Here is a 17,122-nt window from a genome sequence, read left to right on the forward strand (position 1 = left end):
GTTGTTATCCGGCAGCCGGTGAGCCCACGACGAATTGCGGGCGGCGCAGCCCGTTGCGGGTCAGGCCGGCGCTGCCTTTGTCGGCGGCTGAGCTCACCGGCGGCAAACTGCCCATCAGGGGGGCGGCTGCATCAGGAGCCATCGCGGAGGCGGACGCCAGCCCGGGGCTTGGCAATGCGGTGCCGGCGTGGCCGAGGGCAGGGGTCGCGGCGCTCCAAGCCTTCGGTACCGACAGGGCCCCGACCGAACTGGCGTGGCCCGCGGTCGCCATCACCACTGTGCCACGGCCCAGACCCGGCATCTTGAGTCCGAAGTTGGTAGTCCCCGACGCCAACGGTGCCACTGCCCCGGCGGCCGCGTGCCCCACCGACATCAGAGAATTCAGCACCGACGTGCTGGACATCGACGCCGACGTACTCCCCGCGACGACCTCTATCGGTGTCAACAACCCTTCTTCCACCGTGACCACGCCCGCGACCAACGGACGGGTGCTGAACCACTTCAGCGACGTCGGCACGGAAGTGATCAGCTGAGACAGCCTCGACGCGGTACTGGCACTCGCCGAGTGGGCGGCCGTTTGCCCGGCCGCGAGCGCGACCTGCGGCGGAATGGTGAACGGGTTCAATCGGGTTGCGGCTGCCGCCGTGCCGGCGTAGCCGTACATCGCCGCGGCGTCCTGGGCCCACATCATGGCGTAATGGGCTTCGGTGGCCGCGATCGCCGGACCGTTCTGGCCGAGGAAGTTGGTCGCTACCAGTGCCATCAAGAGCGTCCGGTTGGCCGCGATCTCCGCCGGCGGCACCGTCAGCGCAAACGCTGTCTGGTACGCGGCCGCGGCCGCCCTCGCCTGACCGGCGGCCTCGTCGGCCTGCCCGGCCGTCACGCCCAGCCACGCCAGGTAGGGGGCGGTCGCGGCCGCCATCGCCGCCGATGCCGCACCTTGCCACGGACCACCGGCCAAATCCGAGATCACCGATGAGCATCGAGCGGCGATGGAGGACAAGTCGGCGGACAGCCCGTCCCAGGTTGCCGCCGCAGCCAGCAACGGCCCGGCACCGGCTCCGGCATACATGCGCGCGGAGTTGATCTCCGGCGGTAACGCTGCAAAGTCCATCTCGGGCGGCTCAGCTCAAACGAGTGCGGTCGCGTTGGCGGCCTCGGCGGCCGCGTAGGACGCGGCATTGCAGCCCAAGGTCGTCACCAACTGGTCATGAATGGTCGCCGCGTAGGCGCTGACCTCTTGGTACAGGACGGCGTGCGCAACGAATTGACTCGCGATGAGCGCAGACACCTCGTCGGCCGCGGGGGGAACGACCGCGGTGGTCGTGACCGCCGCGGCGGTGTTGTGCGCGTTCATCGCCATGCCGATGCCCAGCAGGCCGCCTGCCGCGGCGATCACGGCGTCTGGCTGAACGGTCAGAAAAGACATGCGCTTTACCTCTCTGCGTTGACCTTCTAGCTCGTTGCCGAGCTACCAACGCTTTCTATGATCGAGACCACAGCAGCGCGGCCCAAGGTCGAAAATCACCCAATCTGGGCGATAAATGGTGCAAGAACGTGCAGCGCAGATATCGTGGGCGGATGGTGTGGCAACGTCCGTCCCCGCAGGTATGTGAGCTGATCCGGCAGGGCGCGCGAATGGTTCTGGACGCCCCCAAGGAATGGCTGCACAAATTCGATATGGCATCCATGGAGTCCAACCCGGCGGTGGGTGAAGACCCGGTGCTGGCGGAGGCCACCCGCCGCAGTATCCGATCCAGCCTGATGCACTGGGCCGCGGCCAATGTGAGTAACCCTGGCGCTCCGGTGCCGGCGAATCTCGGCCCGGAGCCGCTGAGCATCGCGCGCGACATGGCACGCCGCGGCCTCGAGCCGTTCACCTTCCGCCCCGCACAGCGCGTGGGCTGGCAGCTGTGGATGGAGATCGCGTTTGCGCTCACCTCCGACCCGGACGAGCTCCGCGAGCTGTTCGAGGTGTCGTTCCGCTCAATCAGCGACTTCATTGATGCGACGTCGGCCGGCATCGCTGACCAGATGCGGCAGGAACGCGAGGAACTGACTCGCGGTACCCACGCCGAACGCCGTGAAGTCACCGCGCTGATCCTCGACGGCGCGCTGATCAGCCGCCAGCGCGCCGAGGCGCGACTGGGCTACGCCCTCAACCGCGTCCACACCGGCGCCGTCATCTGGAGCGACGATCCCGACGGTGACTTCAGCCAGCTCGACCGAGTCGCCGAAGCGTTCGGCCACGCCGCTGGATTCGCGCGGCCGCTGACGGTGATCGCCAGCGCCGCCACCCGTTGGGTGTGGGTGCCCGACGCCACCCTCGACGTCGAGCGGGTTCACCAGGCCGTCGGGCGCACCCCGGGAGTACGAATCGCGATCGGGACCGAAGCCAAAGGAGTCGAAGGGTTCCGGCGCAGCCACCTCGAGGCGCTGACCACGCAGCGGATGGTGGCCGTGCTGCATTCCCAGCAGCGGGTTGCGTTTTTCGCTGACGTCCAGCTGATCGCCTTGATCACGCAGAACCCGGAAGCTGCCGACGATTTCATCAAGAACACCTTGGGCGACTTCGAGTCGGCCAGCCCCGAACTGCACAAGACCGTGCTGACATACGTCAGCGCGCAGTGCAGCATCGGGCGCACCACCAAACTCCTCTACGCACACCGCAACACGCTGCTGCGCCGACTTGAGCGTGCTCAGCAACTCCTGCCCCGACCGCTCGAGGACAGCAGCGTGCACGTCGCCGTCGCGCTCGAGGCCCTGCAATGGCGTGGCAAACCTACCGATGTCTAAGGTCGCCCCATACCGCCCATCCCGCTTGGGCCGCCCATTCCCCCCGGGCCACCCATTCCACCGGGGGTGCCGGAGATTCCGGTTTGGGGCACACCGGGTATGAACGGTTCACCGGGCAGCATAGGACCACCCGGTCCGCCGACTCCGAACAGTCCGCCTGGTCCAAACTCTCCGCCTGGTCTCCCTGGCGGCGGGGGCCCGATAGGTGTGGGAGTCGTGGGTCCAGACATCAGATCAATCTCACAGCGTTGCGACACGGGGTTCCAGGTCCAGCCGATGGGGCAATTGTCATCGGTCCGGCCGATCGCCGGCGCGCCGAGTCCGATCACCGGCAAGAATGCCAGTATTGAAGCCAACGTGGTGATCGCGGCACCGCGCCGTAGGTAGGTTTTCATCGCAGCCTCCTTTGTCACTGGGCGGTGGTCGGTGTGGGTGGACGGCAAAAACTGTCCATAACAACGAGATTGGCCGAGGTCGGCCGCGTAGCCATGTTCTTGGGTGTAGGCCTTGCGGCCGTTGACGAGTACGGCGTGTACGGCGTCGTCGTTGCGGTTGACCACGCGGTCGAGTCCGAAAGCGTCGGGCGCGGGTGCTTCGGTGATCTCGAAGACGCGGTCGGTCAGCCCGTCCGGGTTGATCACGACGACGTCGGCGCGGGCGCCGACGCTTAGCCGGCCGGCCTCGATGCCCCACCAATCAGCCAGATCCGAGGTCAACTTGCGCACCATCTCGGCCACGGTGATCTTCGGGCGTGCCGATTGCTCTGCCCATTTGGCCATGGTCAGGGCGCGCAACCCGAAGTTGTAGTTCGCCAGGCTGCGCAGATGCGCCCCGGAATCGGCGAAGCCGATGTGGGTGCCGGGGCTGGCCAGCAGGTCGAGCACGATGTCGGGGCGGTGATTACCCACCACGGTGTACCAACGCAACTTGTCGCGCCAGGTGGCGGCCAGATCCAGGAACACCTCGGCGGGGTGTTGCCCACGATCCCGGCTCAGGTCTTCAAAGGTGCGGCCGACCAATTGCGAATCGGGGCAGTCGATGATCACCGCGTCGTCGAAGCGCCGGTTCCACAGTCCGTTCATCATGAATCCGCCCATGTCCTTGATGAACCGGGACCGGAAGTCGGGGTCGCTCAGCAGCGCGTACTGGTCGTCGGCGGTGCGTAGGTTGCGCAGTGTGACGCCACTGCCGAACTCTTCGAAGGCCGCGAAGTCCACCCCGTCGACATAAATCGTCATCGGGCCGGGTAGTGCCTGAAATCGCAAGTTGCCCTTGAGTACTCGGTTCGTCAGATACGCCAGCAGGCGCGCCACCCGATGCAGCATCGGGTTGGACTTGAAATCCAGCGCAGTGAGCAGGCTGGTACGTAGCGGGCGCCGGCCGATGCCGGCCGAGGTCAGCGCGAACGCGAACACGTTGACCTGCGTCTCGGCGTTGGGGGCGCTCTGCAGGACCCGGGCCCGCCGGCGCAACCGCTTGTGCAGGCGCCGGTACTCGCGCCACCTCGCGAACGTCGAGGGCAAGGGCTGTGCCCAGGCCCGGTCGCCGGCCAGCTTGTCACGCCGTGTGGTCATCGTCGACAATCCCAGGAAACCCTCGTCGAGCGCGTCGTCCAGAATGCGTTCCATCGTCGCCAGTTGGGACACGCTGGGCCGGAAGTGCTTGTCGGTCGCAGTCTTCAGGCCCAGCACGCCGACCCGCAGATCGCTGTGACCCAACATGGCCGCGACGTTGGGGCCCAACGGCTGCTGTTGGAGCCACCGCCGGTACTCGCGGGGTGTGCTCCAGGACTTGTCCTTTCGCAGGATCGCCGTGATGCCCGAATGCGGGATGGCCTCTACCCGAGCGAACAGGTCCGCTGCATCGTCGGCCTCCACGGTCACCATGCTCAGCGAACAGTTCCCGGTGACCACCGTGGTCACCCCGTGCCGCACCGACTCCGGTAGCCCGGGGGAGGTCACGATTTCAGCGTCGTAGTGGGAATGAATCTCCAAGAAACCTGGCGTGACCCATTTCTTGTCGGCGTCGATCACCTCGTCGAAATCCGTGGGATCCAGCGGTCGCCGGGACATGGCGATCACCACCCCGTCGGCAATGGCGATGTCCTGGATCGCCCCGGGCCCGCCGCTACCGTCGAAAACCAGCCCTCTCGAGATCAAGACTCGCCCGCCCCGTGTGCCGGCGGAAGCTGTGGTGTTCATGGCCTGATCCCCTTCGGCTCGCTCGGCGCGACGTGGTGACATGTTGCCCATCTTCGAGACCGCGACACCGCGGCCCAAGGGCGAAAAAGTCCTACTTCTATCGAAGAATGGTGCAAAAATGTGCATCCGCGACCCGCGTTGAGCGGCTAGCCTAGTGGCGATCCCCCGATTGCCCGATCAGCCATGATCGGTTAACCCATTGCACGACAAAGTATTTGCGCTATCCTGCCCGGCCGCGACCGAGTGATCGGTGCATTCGCCGGGCACCGAATTAACATGACTTTTCGATCCCGAGGAGGTCACCATGACCGGCGCCGCTGATGCCATCTACACCAACGGCCACATCGTCACCGTCGACGACGCGCAACCCACGGCTGAAGCCGTTGCCGTGAAGGATGGCCGCATCGTCGCGGTCGGGCCTCGCGACGACGTCGAGGCCCGGCACCGCGGCCCGCGGACGCGCTGGGTTGATCTTGACGGAATGGCTTTGTTGCCGGGCTTTCTGGACCCGCATAGCCACTACCTCAATGCGCTCACGGTAGCCAACCAGGTCAACTTGTTCGCGCCGCCGGCCGGTCCGGGTGCAGATGTCGACGCCATCCTCGAGGCGCTGAGAAGCTTCCGCGACGCGCGCAACATCGGTCACGGCGAGCTGATCATCGGCTACGGCTACGACGAGACGGCCCTGTCCGACAACCGCACGCTGCACCGCGAAGACCTGGACCGGGACTTCCCGGACAACCCGGTGCTGGTCGGTCACGTCTCGCTGCACGGGGCGGTGCTCAATTCCGCGGCGCTGAGAATGTTCGGGATCTCGGCAAGCACGGTGACCCCGCCCGGCGGCGTCATCGTTCGCCAGGAAGGGTCGAACGAACCCGACGGGCTGGTGATGGAGACCGCGTTCCTGCCGATCTTCGGTGCGCTTCCCAAGCCCACGCGGGAGCAAGAGGTCGAGTGGAGCATCGCAGGCCAAAAGCTTTATGCGGCAGCTGGTATCACCACCGCCCAAGAGGGCTTGACCCACGCGTCCGACGTCGCCTTGCTGCAGCGGGCGGCCGCCGGTGGCGCCACCCTCATCGACGTCGTCGCCTACCCCTTCATCCTGGAACTTGACGAGGTGCTGCGCGACAACCCCCCCGGGACGTTCGGGACCTACCACAACCGCGTCAAGCTGGGTGGGGTGAAGATCACCCTCGATGGTTCGCCGCAGGGTCGGACGGCCTATTTCACCACCCCCTACCTGGTCGACGGACCCGACGGAGAGACGAACTGGACCGGCGAGCTCGGCTTTCCACAAGAGACTGTCAACTCATGGTTCAAACGTGTCTACGACCTCGGCCTGCCGCTGAACATTCATGCCAACGGCGACGCCGCGATTGACGTGCTGCTGGGGGCGCATGAATATGCCGCCGCCGGCGATCTCGGAAAAGACCGCCATACCACGGTCATTCATTCCCAGTTCGTGCGCCGCGACCAGCTCGACAAATACGTCGAGTACAAGCTGATTCCCTCGCTGTTCACCGAGCATGCCTTCTACTTCGGCGACACTCACGTCCGGCTGCGCGGCGCGGAGCAGGCCCATTTCCTGAGCCCGATGCGGGCCGCCATCGATAAGGGGTTGCGTCCGACCAACCACACCGACTTCAACGTCTCACCCCTGGACCAGATGTTCGTGATGTGGACGGCCGTCAATCGAGTGTCGCGTGGCGGCGAGGTCATCGGTGCCGATCAGCGCGTCACTCCGCTCGAGGCGTTGAAAGCGATCACCATCAATGCCGCGTATCAGTACGGCGAGGAGCAGTCCAAGGGCTCGATCGAGGTTGGCAAACTGGCCGATCTGGTCATCCTGGACAGCGACCCGCTCACCGTGGACCCGATGCGAATCAAAGACATCAAGGTCGTCGAGACAATCAAGGAGGGGCACACGATCTATCGGAGGGCCACCGTGGCGGTGTGAGCTGGCGGCGCCACGGTAGCTGGCCGGGCTCAGCAGGCCGAACGGCAACAGCGCCAGCCCCAGCGTGACGAGCGCGGTTTGCATACGCCGGCCTAGGGCGTTCAATCCACCGGGCGGAGTGGTCACCGTCTTGGGCGCCGTGGACGTCGTGGTCGGGGTGCCGGTGACCGTCACGGTGGTGCTGGTGGCCGTACTGGCGCTGGTTGTCGTCGAAGTGGCAGACGTCTTCGACGTGGTCGACGTGGTCGACGTGGTCGACGAGGACGTCGTCGCGGACGCCGCCGCGATGACGCCGCACGCGACCCGCTTCCCGGCCTCTTCCGTGGCACCCTGGCCAAGGTCGCCGGGGTCGGCGGAGATCACCAGCGAGGTACCGGAGCTGTTCCGAAGGTCAGCGGCGGTGAACCCACCGGTGGTGGTGACCAGTTTCGCCGAGCCGTCGGGCCGGACCTGCAATGCGGCCAGCTGCCCGTTGGCGGGATAGCCGGTATGGCCGGACGCCTGGTAGACGCCTCCCGCGGACTCGAAAGCGCCGGGCTCACAACTGCCCACGGAGTGACCGCGAGCCCGTGGAAACCGGGGATCAGCGCCGCATTTGGGCCGGCCTCCACGGTGACCGTCGCGTAGCCGTTTCCGAAATCGAAGTTGGCCGTGGCGATTTGGCTGCCGTCGGTGCCTTTCAGCTGGGTGCTCATATTTTCCGCGCCGCTCTGCCCGCCCGACACGAGGTGGATCCCGAGTCACCGCCCTGATTCGAGCAGGCGGCCAACGGCGCGACGGCCGTGGTCAGCACCGCGACCGCGAGGTGATGCCCTTTTTCATCAGGCGTGCCTACCCCGGAGTATCCGGGGCGAAACTTTCCGGATGCGGCGTGCGGCACGGCGTGCCTCAATTGGGGGGCGCCCAACAGCGTGTTGCCGAAAAAGGAGCAGCCCGTGTCCGAAAAGACGCCCGACGACATCTTCAAACTGGCCAGGGACAAGAACATCGAATATGTCGATGTCCGCTTCTGCGACCTGCCGGGCACCATGCAGCACTTCACGATTCCGGTCTACGCCTTCGACGAGAATGTGTTCGAGGAGGGACTGGCCTTCGACGGCTCGTCGATCCGGGGATTCCAGTCGATCCACGAGTCCGACATGCTGCTGCTCCCGGACCCGGAGACCGCAACCGTCGACCCGTTCCGCAGGGCCCCGACGCTGAACGTGAACTTCCATGTGCACGACCCGTTCACTCTGGAGCCTTACTCGCGCGATCCGCGCAATGTCGCCCGCAAGGCCGAGAATTACCTGATCAGTTCCGGCATCGCCGACACCGCCTATTTCGGGCCCGAAGCGGAGTTCTACATCTTCGACTCGGTGAGTTTCGACTCGCGCATCGACGGCGCCTTCTACAAAGTGGACGCGACATCGGGGTGGTGGAATACGGGGGCCGAGACGGAACCCGACGGCAGCCCCAACCTCGGTTACAAGGTCCGCCCCAAGGGCGGGTATTTCCCGGTTGCGCCCACCGACCACTACGTCGACCTGCGTGACGAGATGCTCACCCACCTGACCAACGCCGGCTTCGACCTGGAGAAGGGTCACCACGAGGTGGGCAGCGGCGGCCAGGCGGAGATCAACTACCGGTTCAACACCTTGCTGCACGCGGCCGACGACCATCAGATGTTCAAGTACATCGTCAAGCAAACGGCATGGCAGGCGGGCAAGACCGTGACCTTCATGCCTAAACCGCTGTTCGGTGACAACGGCTCCGGGATGCACTGCCACCAGTCGCTGTGGAAGGGCGGCATCCCGCTGATGTACGAGGAGGAGGGATACGCCGGTCTGTCCGACACCGCCCGTCACTACATCGGCGGATTGCTGTACCACGCGCCATCATTGCTGGCGTTCACCAACCCCACCATCAACTCCTACAAGCGCCTGGTGCCCGGCTACGAGGCGCCCATCAACCTGGTCTACAGCCAGCGCAACCGCTCGGCGTGCGTGCGCATCCCGATCACCGGCAACAACCCGAAGGCCAAACGGCTGGAGTTTCGCTGCCCGGACGCGTCCGGCAATCCCTACCTGTCGTTCGCCGCCATGCTGATGGCCGGATTGGACGGCATCAGGAACAAGATCGAACCGCCCCCGCCGATCGACAAGGACCTCTACGATCTGCCGCCCGAAGAGGCCGCGGACATCGCACAGGCGCCGACTCAGCTCTCCGCGGTGATCGACCGCTTGGAGGAAGACAGCGAATACCTCACCGAGGGAGGCGTTTTCACCCCCGACCTGATCGGGACCTGGATCAACTACAAGCGCGATTACGAGCTGGCGCCATTCAACCTGCGGCCCACCGCATTCGAGTTCGCGTTGTACTACGACGTCTAGATCTCGGCCTCCTGTGCCCACCTGGGCGGGCGGACATCGGGCCGGCGCGCGGCCGCGAGCGTCGTCGTGCGCTCGCCGTTGATCGCTGTCAGCGGTGGCGGCTGGCCCTTGCGCAGCGTCGCGATGAGTTCGCGGTAGGGGCCGACGAGGTAGACGGTGTCGCCGGCCCTCAGCCGGGCGTCGCGGCGGGGCCGCAATCTGATCGGACCTTCCGGTCGGATGATCGCGATGACCCGAGTCTGGGTGGACAGTTCCAACATCATCAACCCATCCAGCTCGCTACCCGCCGCCACCAGCATCCCTCCCACCATGAAGGAGCGTTGACCGACCCAGAATGTGCCCAGCACCTGCAGACCCATTGCCGCGCCGATGAACCAGGGAGCAGCCAGGTCCACGATTGAGCGGACGTTTTCAAAGCCGAACCGCCGGTTGATCGCAGTGCCCAGTGCGCGTCCCTGCACCCGCATGACGATCGGCACCTTCGTGTCGCTTCCGAGAATCTCGAGCAGCACGATGCCGGTCTCGATGTTCTCCATGTCGTCTCTGGTCACCACCGCTACCCCGCGGGCGTGCTCGACACGGGCCGATTCCAGCGTCTGACGCATCGTCGAATCACCGAAGATGACCGGCACGTCCAGTTCGGCCACGGTCTGCAGAAAAGGATTGTTCTCGTTCTGTTCGATGACCAGGACGTCGTAACCGGCGGCGGTCAGATCGGTGACGACCCGGACGCCGATGGAACCCAGGCCCACCACGACGATGTGGCCGCGCATGTGGCGTGCCCGCAGCCGCCCGGTCGTCTGGACGAACCGGCGGGACAGCAGCAGATCAGCCAGGAACGCGGTGAGGATTGCGGTGATGATCACTCCGCCGAACATCAACCCGACCGCGAACAGCCGCAGGAAAGGCGATTGATAGGCGAAATTGAAGTCGCCATAGCCCACCGTGGTGATGGTCTCGGAGGCGAAGTACAAGGCGTCGAGCCACGACAGTTCCGGGTTGTGGTGCCCAAGACGCACCGCCACGGTCGAGCCGAGCGTCAGCAGCAGCGTGAACACGAGCGAGGGATACACCATCGGGTTGAGGTCGTCGCGCATGGCACGGGCCGCATCGATGGCGCGCCGCATCCGGGAATGACGCGATCGCGTCGCCGTCGGCGGCGGCACGGTGATGCCGCGGGCCTCCAATTCGTCTTTGACGCCGATCATGGACGTCCAGTCCCCGGCGTAGACCCGTTGATCACGTCCCGGGCACGCCACCACCTCGCCGGGGACAGGAGAGTTCTTGCCGTGCACCACCGCGACCGGCGCCAGGTCGGCATGGATTTCGCGCAGCGTCCCGTGTTGAGGCGCCTCGGATCCCCAGACGACGAAATCGATACCGGCAGCTTCGAATTGGTGCGCGTTGCGGGACAGTACCGCCTCGACTATGGATGGGGTGGCGAGATCGGCGAGGTCCAGGATCGCGCCAGGACCGTTGACGGCGGCCACGCCCCGGCGCAACACCTCGTTGGTCAGGCGGGCAACCACACGTATGCTCGGACTGAATTCCCGCGCCAACAACGCGATTTCGAGGTTCACGGCATCGTTGGGCCCGGCGCAGACCACGGCGCGGGCACGGTGTACACCAGCGGCACGAAGGTCGGCGGCACTGTTGATTTTGATGATCCGCGCACCCGCGCCCCGGAGTTCCTCGGCGATCGTCCTCGACAGCGGGTCGTCACCACTGACGATGATCTCACGGTGAAACTGGAAAACCTCGCCCATCTGGTGCGGTCGTTACGGTCGTTCGGTACCAGGCGATTTCGACGCTGGCTTGGTGATTTTCGGCATTCGTACATCCACTCCCGGGTAGTTCCTGTGACTATCGGCCACGGCGTCGGATGTGCCGATCGAAGAACACAGGCCCGGGGTACTTCACCCGGGCCTGCGTCGTCTTGCAGCAATCAGGCCGAGCGCCGGATCCCGCGGTTGCGTCCGATCGAGCCCTTGAGCAGCATGTCGCGTTCGGACTCCGACAGGCCGCCCCACACCCCGTAGGGTTCGCCCACGTCCAGCGCGTGGGTGCGGCACTCATCGATCACCGGGCAGCGCCGGCACATCTCCTTGGCGCGCTGTTCGCGCTGCATGCGCGCACGGCCGCGCTCACCGTCGGGATGGAAGAACATCGACGAGTCGACACCGCGGCACAACCCCTGTAACTGCCAGTTCCAGATGTCGGCGTTGGGTCCAGGTAGCTGTTCCGGCTGTGGCATTGCTGATTCCCTCTCTGCAGGGCACACCTGAGGCGGGCAGGCTCGCTAACGAGGCGAGTTGTGCAAACTGAATGGCAGTGGCGTCACCGATGACTACACCGAACACGTTAGACGCTAGGTGGGCTATCGAAATTCAGTCAATAGGCGCCAGGTGTGGTGAAAAACTGCCCCGTTGTACCAGAATTAACTCCACGTTCATCTGTGACGCTATTGGTGAAGGCTAGGTGTGCTAACCGCCTGCGATCGCGACGGTAAAACACCAGCTCAGAGCCATTGTGTCGACAGGCCGCAATTAGCGCCACCCGGCCCGTAGGTAATATGTCGGTAACGCAGAACGCACAAACTTTTTACTAATGAACCGCAGTTATCACGGTGATTGAAAGTCGCCAAACACCAAAAGTTGCGCGATTGCCGGGCGCAGGGGTCGGGACTACCGGCGGTAACTCTAGAGGCACGGCGGCCTACGCCGGGCATGCTGCAGCCACTCCGCGCCGGCCGGTGCCGGGCGCAGAGCGGTCGCAGTTTGCCGAGCCGGCTCCGGCTCAGGCCGGCTGGCCGATTCCCAGCTGACCCGCCAACTGAAGGGCCAAAGCTCTCAATTGGGCCGCCAGTGCCGGATTGGTTGCCTCCAGTTGCGTGAACGCCCCAATCAGCTGGGACGCCAGAGCGGGATTGCTCTGCACCTGGTCGACCAGGCTCAATACCAGCTGCGGGTTGCTGGCCAGCAAGTCGAATGCCCCGGTAACCAGCGCGGGATTGCTGGTCAGCAGGGACACGACCAGGTTGAGCTGCGCCGGATCGGCCAACGCACCCGTAAGCAAGCTGGATAGCAACGCCGGGCTCAGGCCGAGCTGACTGATCTGCGTCGCAATTGCTTGTTGGAAGAGCTGCAGGGCCGGCGATTGTCCGGTCACAGTGGCGGCGACATTGTTCACCGTGCCCGCGACCTGGGCGGCGACCGGCGCGATGGCGGCGTTGGCCGCGGCCGCCAACGGAGACTCGGCAATTGCCCTGGCCACCGGTGCGATGGCGGTATCCGCGCCAGCCACGACCGCGTCGGCGCTTACTGCCGCCGCTGCCACAGCAGTTGTCACCGCTCTGGTCGCAGACGCACCCGCCGCTGCTACGGCCGCTCCGATAGGCGTCTCGATGATTGCTCTGGTCACCGGGGCAAGGACTACATCCACCCTCGTTCCCAGCGCGGCCGCAGCCGACGTCGCCGCCCTGACCCCCGGTTCCAGGGTGGCGGCGGTTATCCCTATGAAGCCGGCGATCAGCCCGTATTCAATGGCCGTGGCGGCCGGCGCGGGCGGCAACGGCGCGGCGCCGATTCCGGCAGCAGCGGCAACCTGGCCCGGCAGCGCTTTCAGCGCGCTTTGCCACGGCACCAGTTGCTCGGCGATCGCGCTGGCGCCGCCGTGATAGCCGACCATGGCGGCGATGTCCTTGGCCCACATCACTTCGTATTCGAACTCCTCGGCCGCGATCGCCGGTGCGTTGAGGCCGAAGATGTTGCTGAGCGCCAGTGAGACCACCCGGTTGCGGTTGATCGCAATCTCGACGGGGTGTACGACGGCGGCCCGGGCCTCCTCGTAGACGGTCGCTACTGCCTTGGCCCCCGTGGCTGCGCCGCCTGCCTGGGTGGCCGCGCCGCCGAGCCACTGCGCGTAGGTTCCGGCTACTGCGGTCATCGCGCGTGCTGCCGGCCCCTGCCAGGCCGAAGTCGCAAGGTCGGAGACAAGCGAGGAAAACGAGCTGGCCGCCACACTCAACTCTTCGGCCAGGCCGTCCCAGGCCGCGGCGGCGGCCAACATCGGTCCCGATCCTGCGCCGGCGTACATGCGCGCCGACGTAACCTCTGGCGACGACAGCAGGAAACTCATTGCAGATTCCTTCCTGGCCGGCCTTCCCGGCCTGACCGCCACCCGAATGACGGCCCCGAGGATTTACTTGTTCGCCCCCGCTGTTGCCGCCGCCTCCAACGGCGCCGGATTCATGGTGGTCGCCCGCCACGTACCCGAGGTCGTCGCCATTCCCGCTCGGTCCGCCACCATTCGCACCACGTTCTTTCGACGGAAGCACCTGGCGATGAAGCCGAAGCTCGAGAATCGTGACAGAGGAAAACATAATGGCAATCGCGCCCAAATGTCAGGCAATTCGCGCAAATTCTGCGAGAAAACCAGGTGGAGACGAACCGTCACGTGATGACGTGGCGTGGGCCGGCTGTGGCGAACCCATTTCTTGCGTCCTTGCGGTGCGGGCATGCGCCGGTTCCGGTGATCGCGCCGGGATTTGTGGTGGCCTTGGTGCCATACCATTCTCGGCCCGGATTGTCTATATCATCCGCGATCGGTACTTCTCCTTGCTTCTCCGCAATTCAGAGATGCAGCGCCGGCTGGGAGACCCAGGCCGCGTCGGTGTCGACAATCGTGATGGGTGTGGTGGCGACGGCGGTGCTGAGTTGGGCGGCGCTGTCGGCCAGGGTGATGGGTGTGGTGGCGACGGCGGTGCTGAGTTGGGCGGCGCTGTCGGCCAGGGTGATGGGTGCGGTGGCGACGGCGGTGCTGAGTTGGGCGGCGCTGTCGGCCAGGGTGATGGGTGCGGTGGCCACGGCGGTGCTGAGTCGTGCGGCGCTGTCGGCCAGGGTGATGGGTGCGGTGGCCACGGCGGTGCTGAGTTGTTGGACGGTCCGGGTGAGCAACGCGGGATTGGCCGCGATAACGGACAGTTGGGTGGCCGCCTCGGCGAGCAGACTGGGATCGGCTGCGACGGCGGACAGTCGCGTGGCCGTCTGGGTGAGCAGGCTGGGATCGGTCGCAACGGCGGACAGCTGCGTTGCCGCCTGCGTAAGCAGGGTCGGGTCGACGACCGTGGCGAGCAGCGCCGGGTTGGCCGCGACCGCTGACAGTTGGGCGGCGGCCTGAGTCAGCAGGACGGGGTTGGCGGCGACGGCGGACAGTTGGGCGGCGGCCTGAGTCAGCAGGATGGGGCTGGCGGCGACGGTAGACAGTTGGGTGGCTGCCCGGGCGAGCAGTTCGGAGTCGGCGAACGCGGTGAGAAGTGCCGGGTTGGCCGCCACCGCGGACAGTTGTGACGCCGCCTGCGTGAGGAAAGTCTGGTCGCCCGCTACCGCGGCAAGCAACGTGGGACCGGCGGCAACGGCAGACAGCTGCGCTGCCGCACGGGTGAGGACCGTCGGGTCGACCGCAACGGCGGACAGACGTGAAGCGGCTTCGGTGAGCAGCGCGGGATTGGCGGCGACGGCGGACAGCTGCGCTGCCGCCTGGGTGATCAGCACTGGTCCGGAGCGCAGTTGCGACGCCAGTTGGGTCAGCCGATCCCTCGCGACGGCCAACGGCGTATCCAGGGAAGCCATGATGCGAAGGCCGCCAGTGAGCCGCGAGGACACCAGTGCGGCGATCAACCCGTACTCGACTGCAGTGGCGGCCGGCGCCGGCGGCAACGCGGTGGCTCCGCTCGCTGTTACGGCGGCCATCTGCCCCGACAGGCCGGTGAGCGCGTTTTGCCATGGTGGGAGCTGTTGAGCGATCGCACTGGCGCCGCCGTGGTAGGCCACCATAGCGGCGACGTCCTTCGCCCACATTTCTTCGTACTCACCCTCATTGGCGGCGATCGCCGGAGCATTGAGCCCGAAGATGTTGGTCAAAGCCAGTGACACCAACCGGTCGCGGTTGATGGCGACCGCGATGGGGTGTACCACGGCGGCCCGCGCCGCTTCGTAGACGGTCGCCACCGCTTGGGCTCCGGTCGCCGCCCCGCCCGCCTGGGTGGCTGCCTGGTCGAGCCATCGCCCGTACGACCCGGCTACGGCGGTCATGGCGATCGCCGCCGGGCCCTGCCAAGCCGAAGCCGCCAGGTCCGAGATCAGCGATGAAAACGAACGCGCCGCCGCGCCCAGTTCTTCGGCCAGCCCGTCCCATGCTGCGGCCGCGGCCAGCATCGGTCCGGATCCCGCACCGGCGTACATTTGCGCTGAATTGACCTCCGGTGAGGACATCAAGAAGCTCATTGCACCCAGTCCTTCCTGGCCGGCCCGCCGGCCTTGCCGCCGTCGCGGTGACGGCCTCGGGATTACCTCACAGACCCGCTGCCACCGACCACCGGGCGAAACTCACCGCAGAACATGCGCATCGAACTGGGCGACTATCGACTATTTCGCACACAGCAATCACGGCAGTAGTAAACATAATGGCGAGCGCCACGAATGTCAGCCCCCTTTTTTTGCCGAATGCGGGCACACATTCGAATACGATTCGCCTATTGCGAATGCACGGCAGGCCGGAGGTGCGCTGCCGCTCGGCATGGCGTCGCCCGCCACCCGCCGCGCTAAAGCGGCGAACGCCCGAAATCGCCGGGTCAGGACGCAGGGATGAATTCAAATTGCGTGGGTAACTTGTAGCGGATGTCCTCGCGACAGTGGCTGACGAAGTTTCGCCCCGTTATTCCGGTGCCCGAAATAGCCCTACGATAAATTCATTCGGTCGCATGACTTCAGGCCCGATGACCCCTGTCCTCAAGTTCTCCAGGGAGACGTGCCGTAATCTTTCGACCGGCGATTTGCCGAAGCATCGACCAGGTCGCGGAGATCGGGCAAGGGGCGAACCATCAGCGTGAGCGAAGCTCCACACCCGGCTGACTTGGAGAAGGTGTTGCAGGACGCCGCCTTCGGCGACAGCCCGGGGAATTGGCCGCTGCCCATGGCCACCACCGCGCGCCAGCTGTGGCTGCGTGCCGTCGCCGCCGGAGGGCAGGGCCGGTACGCCAGCGCGTATGCCGACCTGTCCACGCTGCGTGCGCAGCCCAACGCCGGCCCACTTGCGTCGCTGGCGCACAGCACGCACGGATCGTTTCTGCGCCAACTGGGTTGGCACACCCGGGCCCGCGGTTGGGACGGGCGGGCATTCGCGCTGGCGGGCGACGACCCCGAGGCCCGGGCCGACGCGCTGATCGGGCTGGCCGCCGACGCCCTAGGGGTCGGCCGCTTTCCTGCGGCGGCGACGCTGTTGACCCGCGCGGACGCCGCATTGGAGGGGTCCGGGCTGACGGCGCTGACGGCGGACCGGCTCGGGGTGCGCCGTGGCTGGGTAGGCGCGGAGCTGGCGATGGCATCCGGTGACGGCGCGACGGCTGTGCGCCGCGCCGAGGAAGCGGTCGAAAAGGCGCGGCTCATGACCGGCGGATCGGCGAGGCACCGCGTCAAGAGCGCCGTCGTGCTGGCCGCCGCGCTGTGCAGCGCCGGGGCCGTCGAGCGGGCCCGAGCCGTCGCGGAACGGGCACTTCAGGATGCCGAACGGCGCGGGCTGACCCCCCTTCGCTGGGCGCTGGCTTGCTTGCTGATCGATACCGGAAGCGTCACGGTTCCGCCACAGGGGCTGCCCGAACTCCTCAAAATTCGGGATATTTGCGCAGGTGAAGTACAACGCGCCGGTGGGACCTGGCGTATCGCCTGAAAACTTGTCCGCCCGATATTGTCGCTCAGCGAGTTAGCCCGGGATGTGTCCCGTCCGTGACTTTGGAGAAA

Annotated in this window: 11 protein-coding genes and 1 pseudogene; 4 read left to right on the forward strand and 8 right to left on the reverse strand. The window is 66.0% G+C overall.

Going from position 1 to position 17,122, the window contains the following annotated elements; genetic code table 11:
* Positions 1 to 4 precede the first annotated feature (4 nt).
* A complete protein-coding gene (locus tag AC5Y7D_RS25145) occupies positions 5 to 1,114 on the reverse strand; it encodes a PPE family protein (protein WP_499928540.1) in 1,110 nt (369 codons plus the stop codon).
* Positions 1,115 to 1,129: 15 nt separating this feature from the next.
* The gene (locus tag AC5Y7D_RS25150; protein WP_499928541.1) at positions 1,130 to 1,429 is read right to left on the reverse strand and encodes a PE family protein; all 300 of its coding nucleotides are present in this window, start codon (positions 1,427 to 1,429) and stop codon (positions 1,130 to 1,132) included.
* Positions 1,430 to 1,581: 152 nt separating this feature from the next.
* On the opposite strand from AC5Y7D_RS25150, the gene AC5Y7D_RS25155 reads away from it, so the two are divergent.
* Positions 1,582 to 2,796 carry an Rv1453 family transcriptional regulator gene (locus AC5Y7D_RS25155; RefSeq protein ID WP_499928542.1) on the forward strand — a complete coding sequence of 405 codons (1,215 nt, stop codon included), beginning with the start codon at positions 1,582 to 1,584 and terminating at the stop codon, positions 2,794 to 2,796.
* On the opposite strand, the gene AC5Y7D_RS25160 is transcribed toward AC5Y7D_RS25155, so the two are convergent.
* A complete protein-coding gene (locus tag AC5Y7D_RS25160; protein WP_499928543.1) occupies positions 2,793 to 4,997 on the reverse strand; it encodes an N-acyl-D-amino-acid deacylase family protein in 2,205 nt (734 codons plus the stop codon). The two genes, AC5Y7D_RS25155 and AC5Y7D_RS25160, sit on opposite strands and share 4 nt — an antisense overlap.
* A gap of 304 nt (positions 4,998 to 5,301) precedes the next feature.
* On the opposite strand from AC5Y7D_RS25160, the gene AC5Y7D_RS25165 reads away from it, so the two are divergent.
* Positions 5,302 to 6,954, forward strand: coding sequence for an amidohydrolase (locus AC5Y7D_RS25165; RefSeq protein ID WP_499928544.1), 1,653 nt, complete (start codon positions 5,302 to 5,304; stop codon positions 6,952 to 6,954).
* A gap of 345 nt (positions 6,955 to 7,299) precedes the next feature.
* Here the strand turns inward: AC5Y7D_RS25165 and AC5Y7D_RS25170 are convergent.
* Positions 7,300 to 7,698 (reverse strand): annotated as a pseudogene (locus tag AC5Y7D_RS25170) (superoxide dismutase family protein); the annotation flags it as partial.
* 191 nt (positions 7,699 to 7,889) lie between these two features.
* Here AC5Y7D_RS25170 and glnA point away from each other — a divergent pair.
* Entirely contained in the window at positions 7,890 to 9,326 is a 1,437-nt protein-coding gene (gene glnA / locus AC5Y7D_RS25175; protein WP_499928545.1) for a type I glutamate--ammonia ligase, read from the forward strand.
* Here glnA and AC5Y7D_RS25180 read toward each other — a convergent pair.
* The 4 genes from AC5Y7D_RS25180 to AC5Y7D_RS25195 form a co-directional block, all read right to left on the reverse strand.
* Positions 9,323 to 11,092 carry an NAD-binding protein gene (locus tag AC5Y7D_RS25180; protein ID WP_499928546.1) on the reverse strand — a complete coding sequence of 590 codons (1,770 nt, stop codon included), beginning with the start codon at positions 11,090 to 11,092 and terminating at the stop codon, positions 9,323 to 9,325. The two genes, glnA and AC5Y7D_RS25180, sit on opposite strands and share 4 nt — an antisense overlap.
* 179 nt (positions 11,093 to 11,271) lie before the next feature.
* Positions 11,272 to 11,580, reverse strand: coding sequence for a WhiB family transcriptional regulator (locus AC5Y7D_RS25185; protein WP_065043238.1), 309 nt, complete (start codon positions 11,578 to 11,580; stop codon positions 11,272 to 11,274).
* A 542-nt stretch (positions 11,581 to 12,122) separates the two neighbouring features.
* A complete protein-coding gene (locus tag AC5Y7D_RS25190; protein WP_499928547.1) occupies positions 12,123 to 13,463 on the reverse strand; it encodes a PPE family protein in 1,341 nt (446 codons plus the stop codon).
* A 494-nt stretch (positions 13,464 to 13,957) separates the two neighbouring features.
* The gene (locus AC5Y7D_RS25195) at positions 13,958 to 15,610 is read right to left on the reverse strand and encodes a PPE family protein (RefSeq protein WP_499928548.1); all 1,653 of its coding nucleotides are present in this window, start codon (positions 15,608 to 15,610) and stop codon (positions 13,958 to 13,960) included.
* 601 nt (positions 15,611 to 16,211) lie between these two features.
* Between AC5Y7D_RS25195 and AC5Y7D_RS25200 the strand changes: the two genes are divergently transcribed.
* Positions 16,212 to 17,051 carry a hypothetical protein gene (locus AC5Y7D_RS25200; protein WP_499928549.1) on the forward strand — a complete coding sequence of 280 codons (840 nt, stop codon included), beginning with the start codon at positions 16,212 to 16,214 and terminating at the stop codon, positions 17,049 to 17,051.
* Positions 17,052 to 17,122 lie beyond the last annotated feature (71 nt).

Source organism: Mycobacterium sp. NGS49 (assembly GCF_059812565.1).

Excerpts from the sequence above, each read along its gene's own strand:
- AC5Y7D_RS25145 (WP_499928540.1), bottom strand. The coding sequence starts at position 1,114 with ATGGACTTTGCAGCGTTACCGCCGGAGATCAACTCCGCGCGCATGTAT.
- AC5Y7D_RS25150 (WP_499928541.1), bottom strand. The coding sequence starts at position 1,429 with ATGTCTTTTCTGACCGTTCAGCCAGACGCCGTGATCGCCGCGGCAGGC.
- AC5Y7D_RS25155 (WP_499928542.1), top strand. The coding sequence starts at position 1,582 with ATGGTGTGGCAACGTCCGTCCCCGCAGGTATGTGAGCTGATCCGGCAG.
- AC5Y7D_RS25160 (WP_499928543.1), bottom strand. The coding sequence starts at position 4,997 with ATGAACACCACAGCTTCCGCCGGCACACGGGGCGGGCGAGTCTTGATC.
- AC5Y7D_RS25165 (WP_499928544.1), top strand. The coding sequence starts at position 5,302 with ATGACCGGCGCCGCTGATGCCATCTACACCAACGGCCACATCGTCACC.
- AC5Y7D_RS25180 (WP_499928546.1), bottom strand. The coding sequence starts at position 11,092 with ATGGGCGAGGTTTTCCAGTTTCACCGTGAGATCATCGTCAGTGGTGAC.
- AC5Y7D_RS25185 (WP_065043238.1), bottom strand. The coding sequence starts at position 11,580 with ATGCCACAGCCGGAACAGCTACCTGGACCCAACGCCGACATCTGGAAC.
- AC5Y7D_RS25190 (WP_499928547.1), bottom strand. The coding sequence starts at position 13,463 with ATGAGTTTCCTGCTGTCGTCGCCAGAGGTTACGTCGGCGCGCATGTAC.
- AC5Y7D_RS25195 (WP_499928548.1), bottom strand. The coding sequence starts at position 15,610 with ATGAGCTTCTTGATGTCCTCACCGGAGGTCAATTCAGCGCAAATGTAC.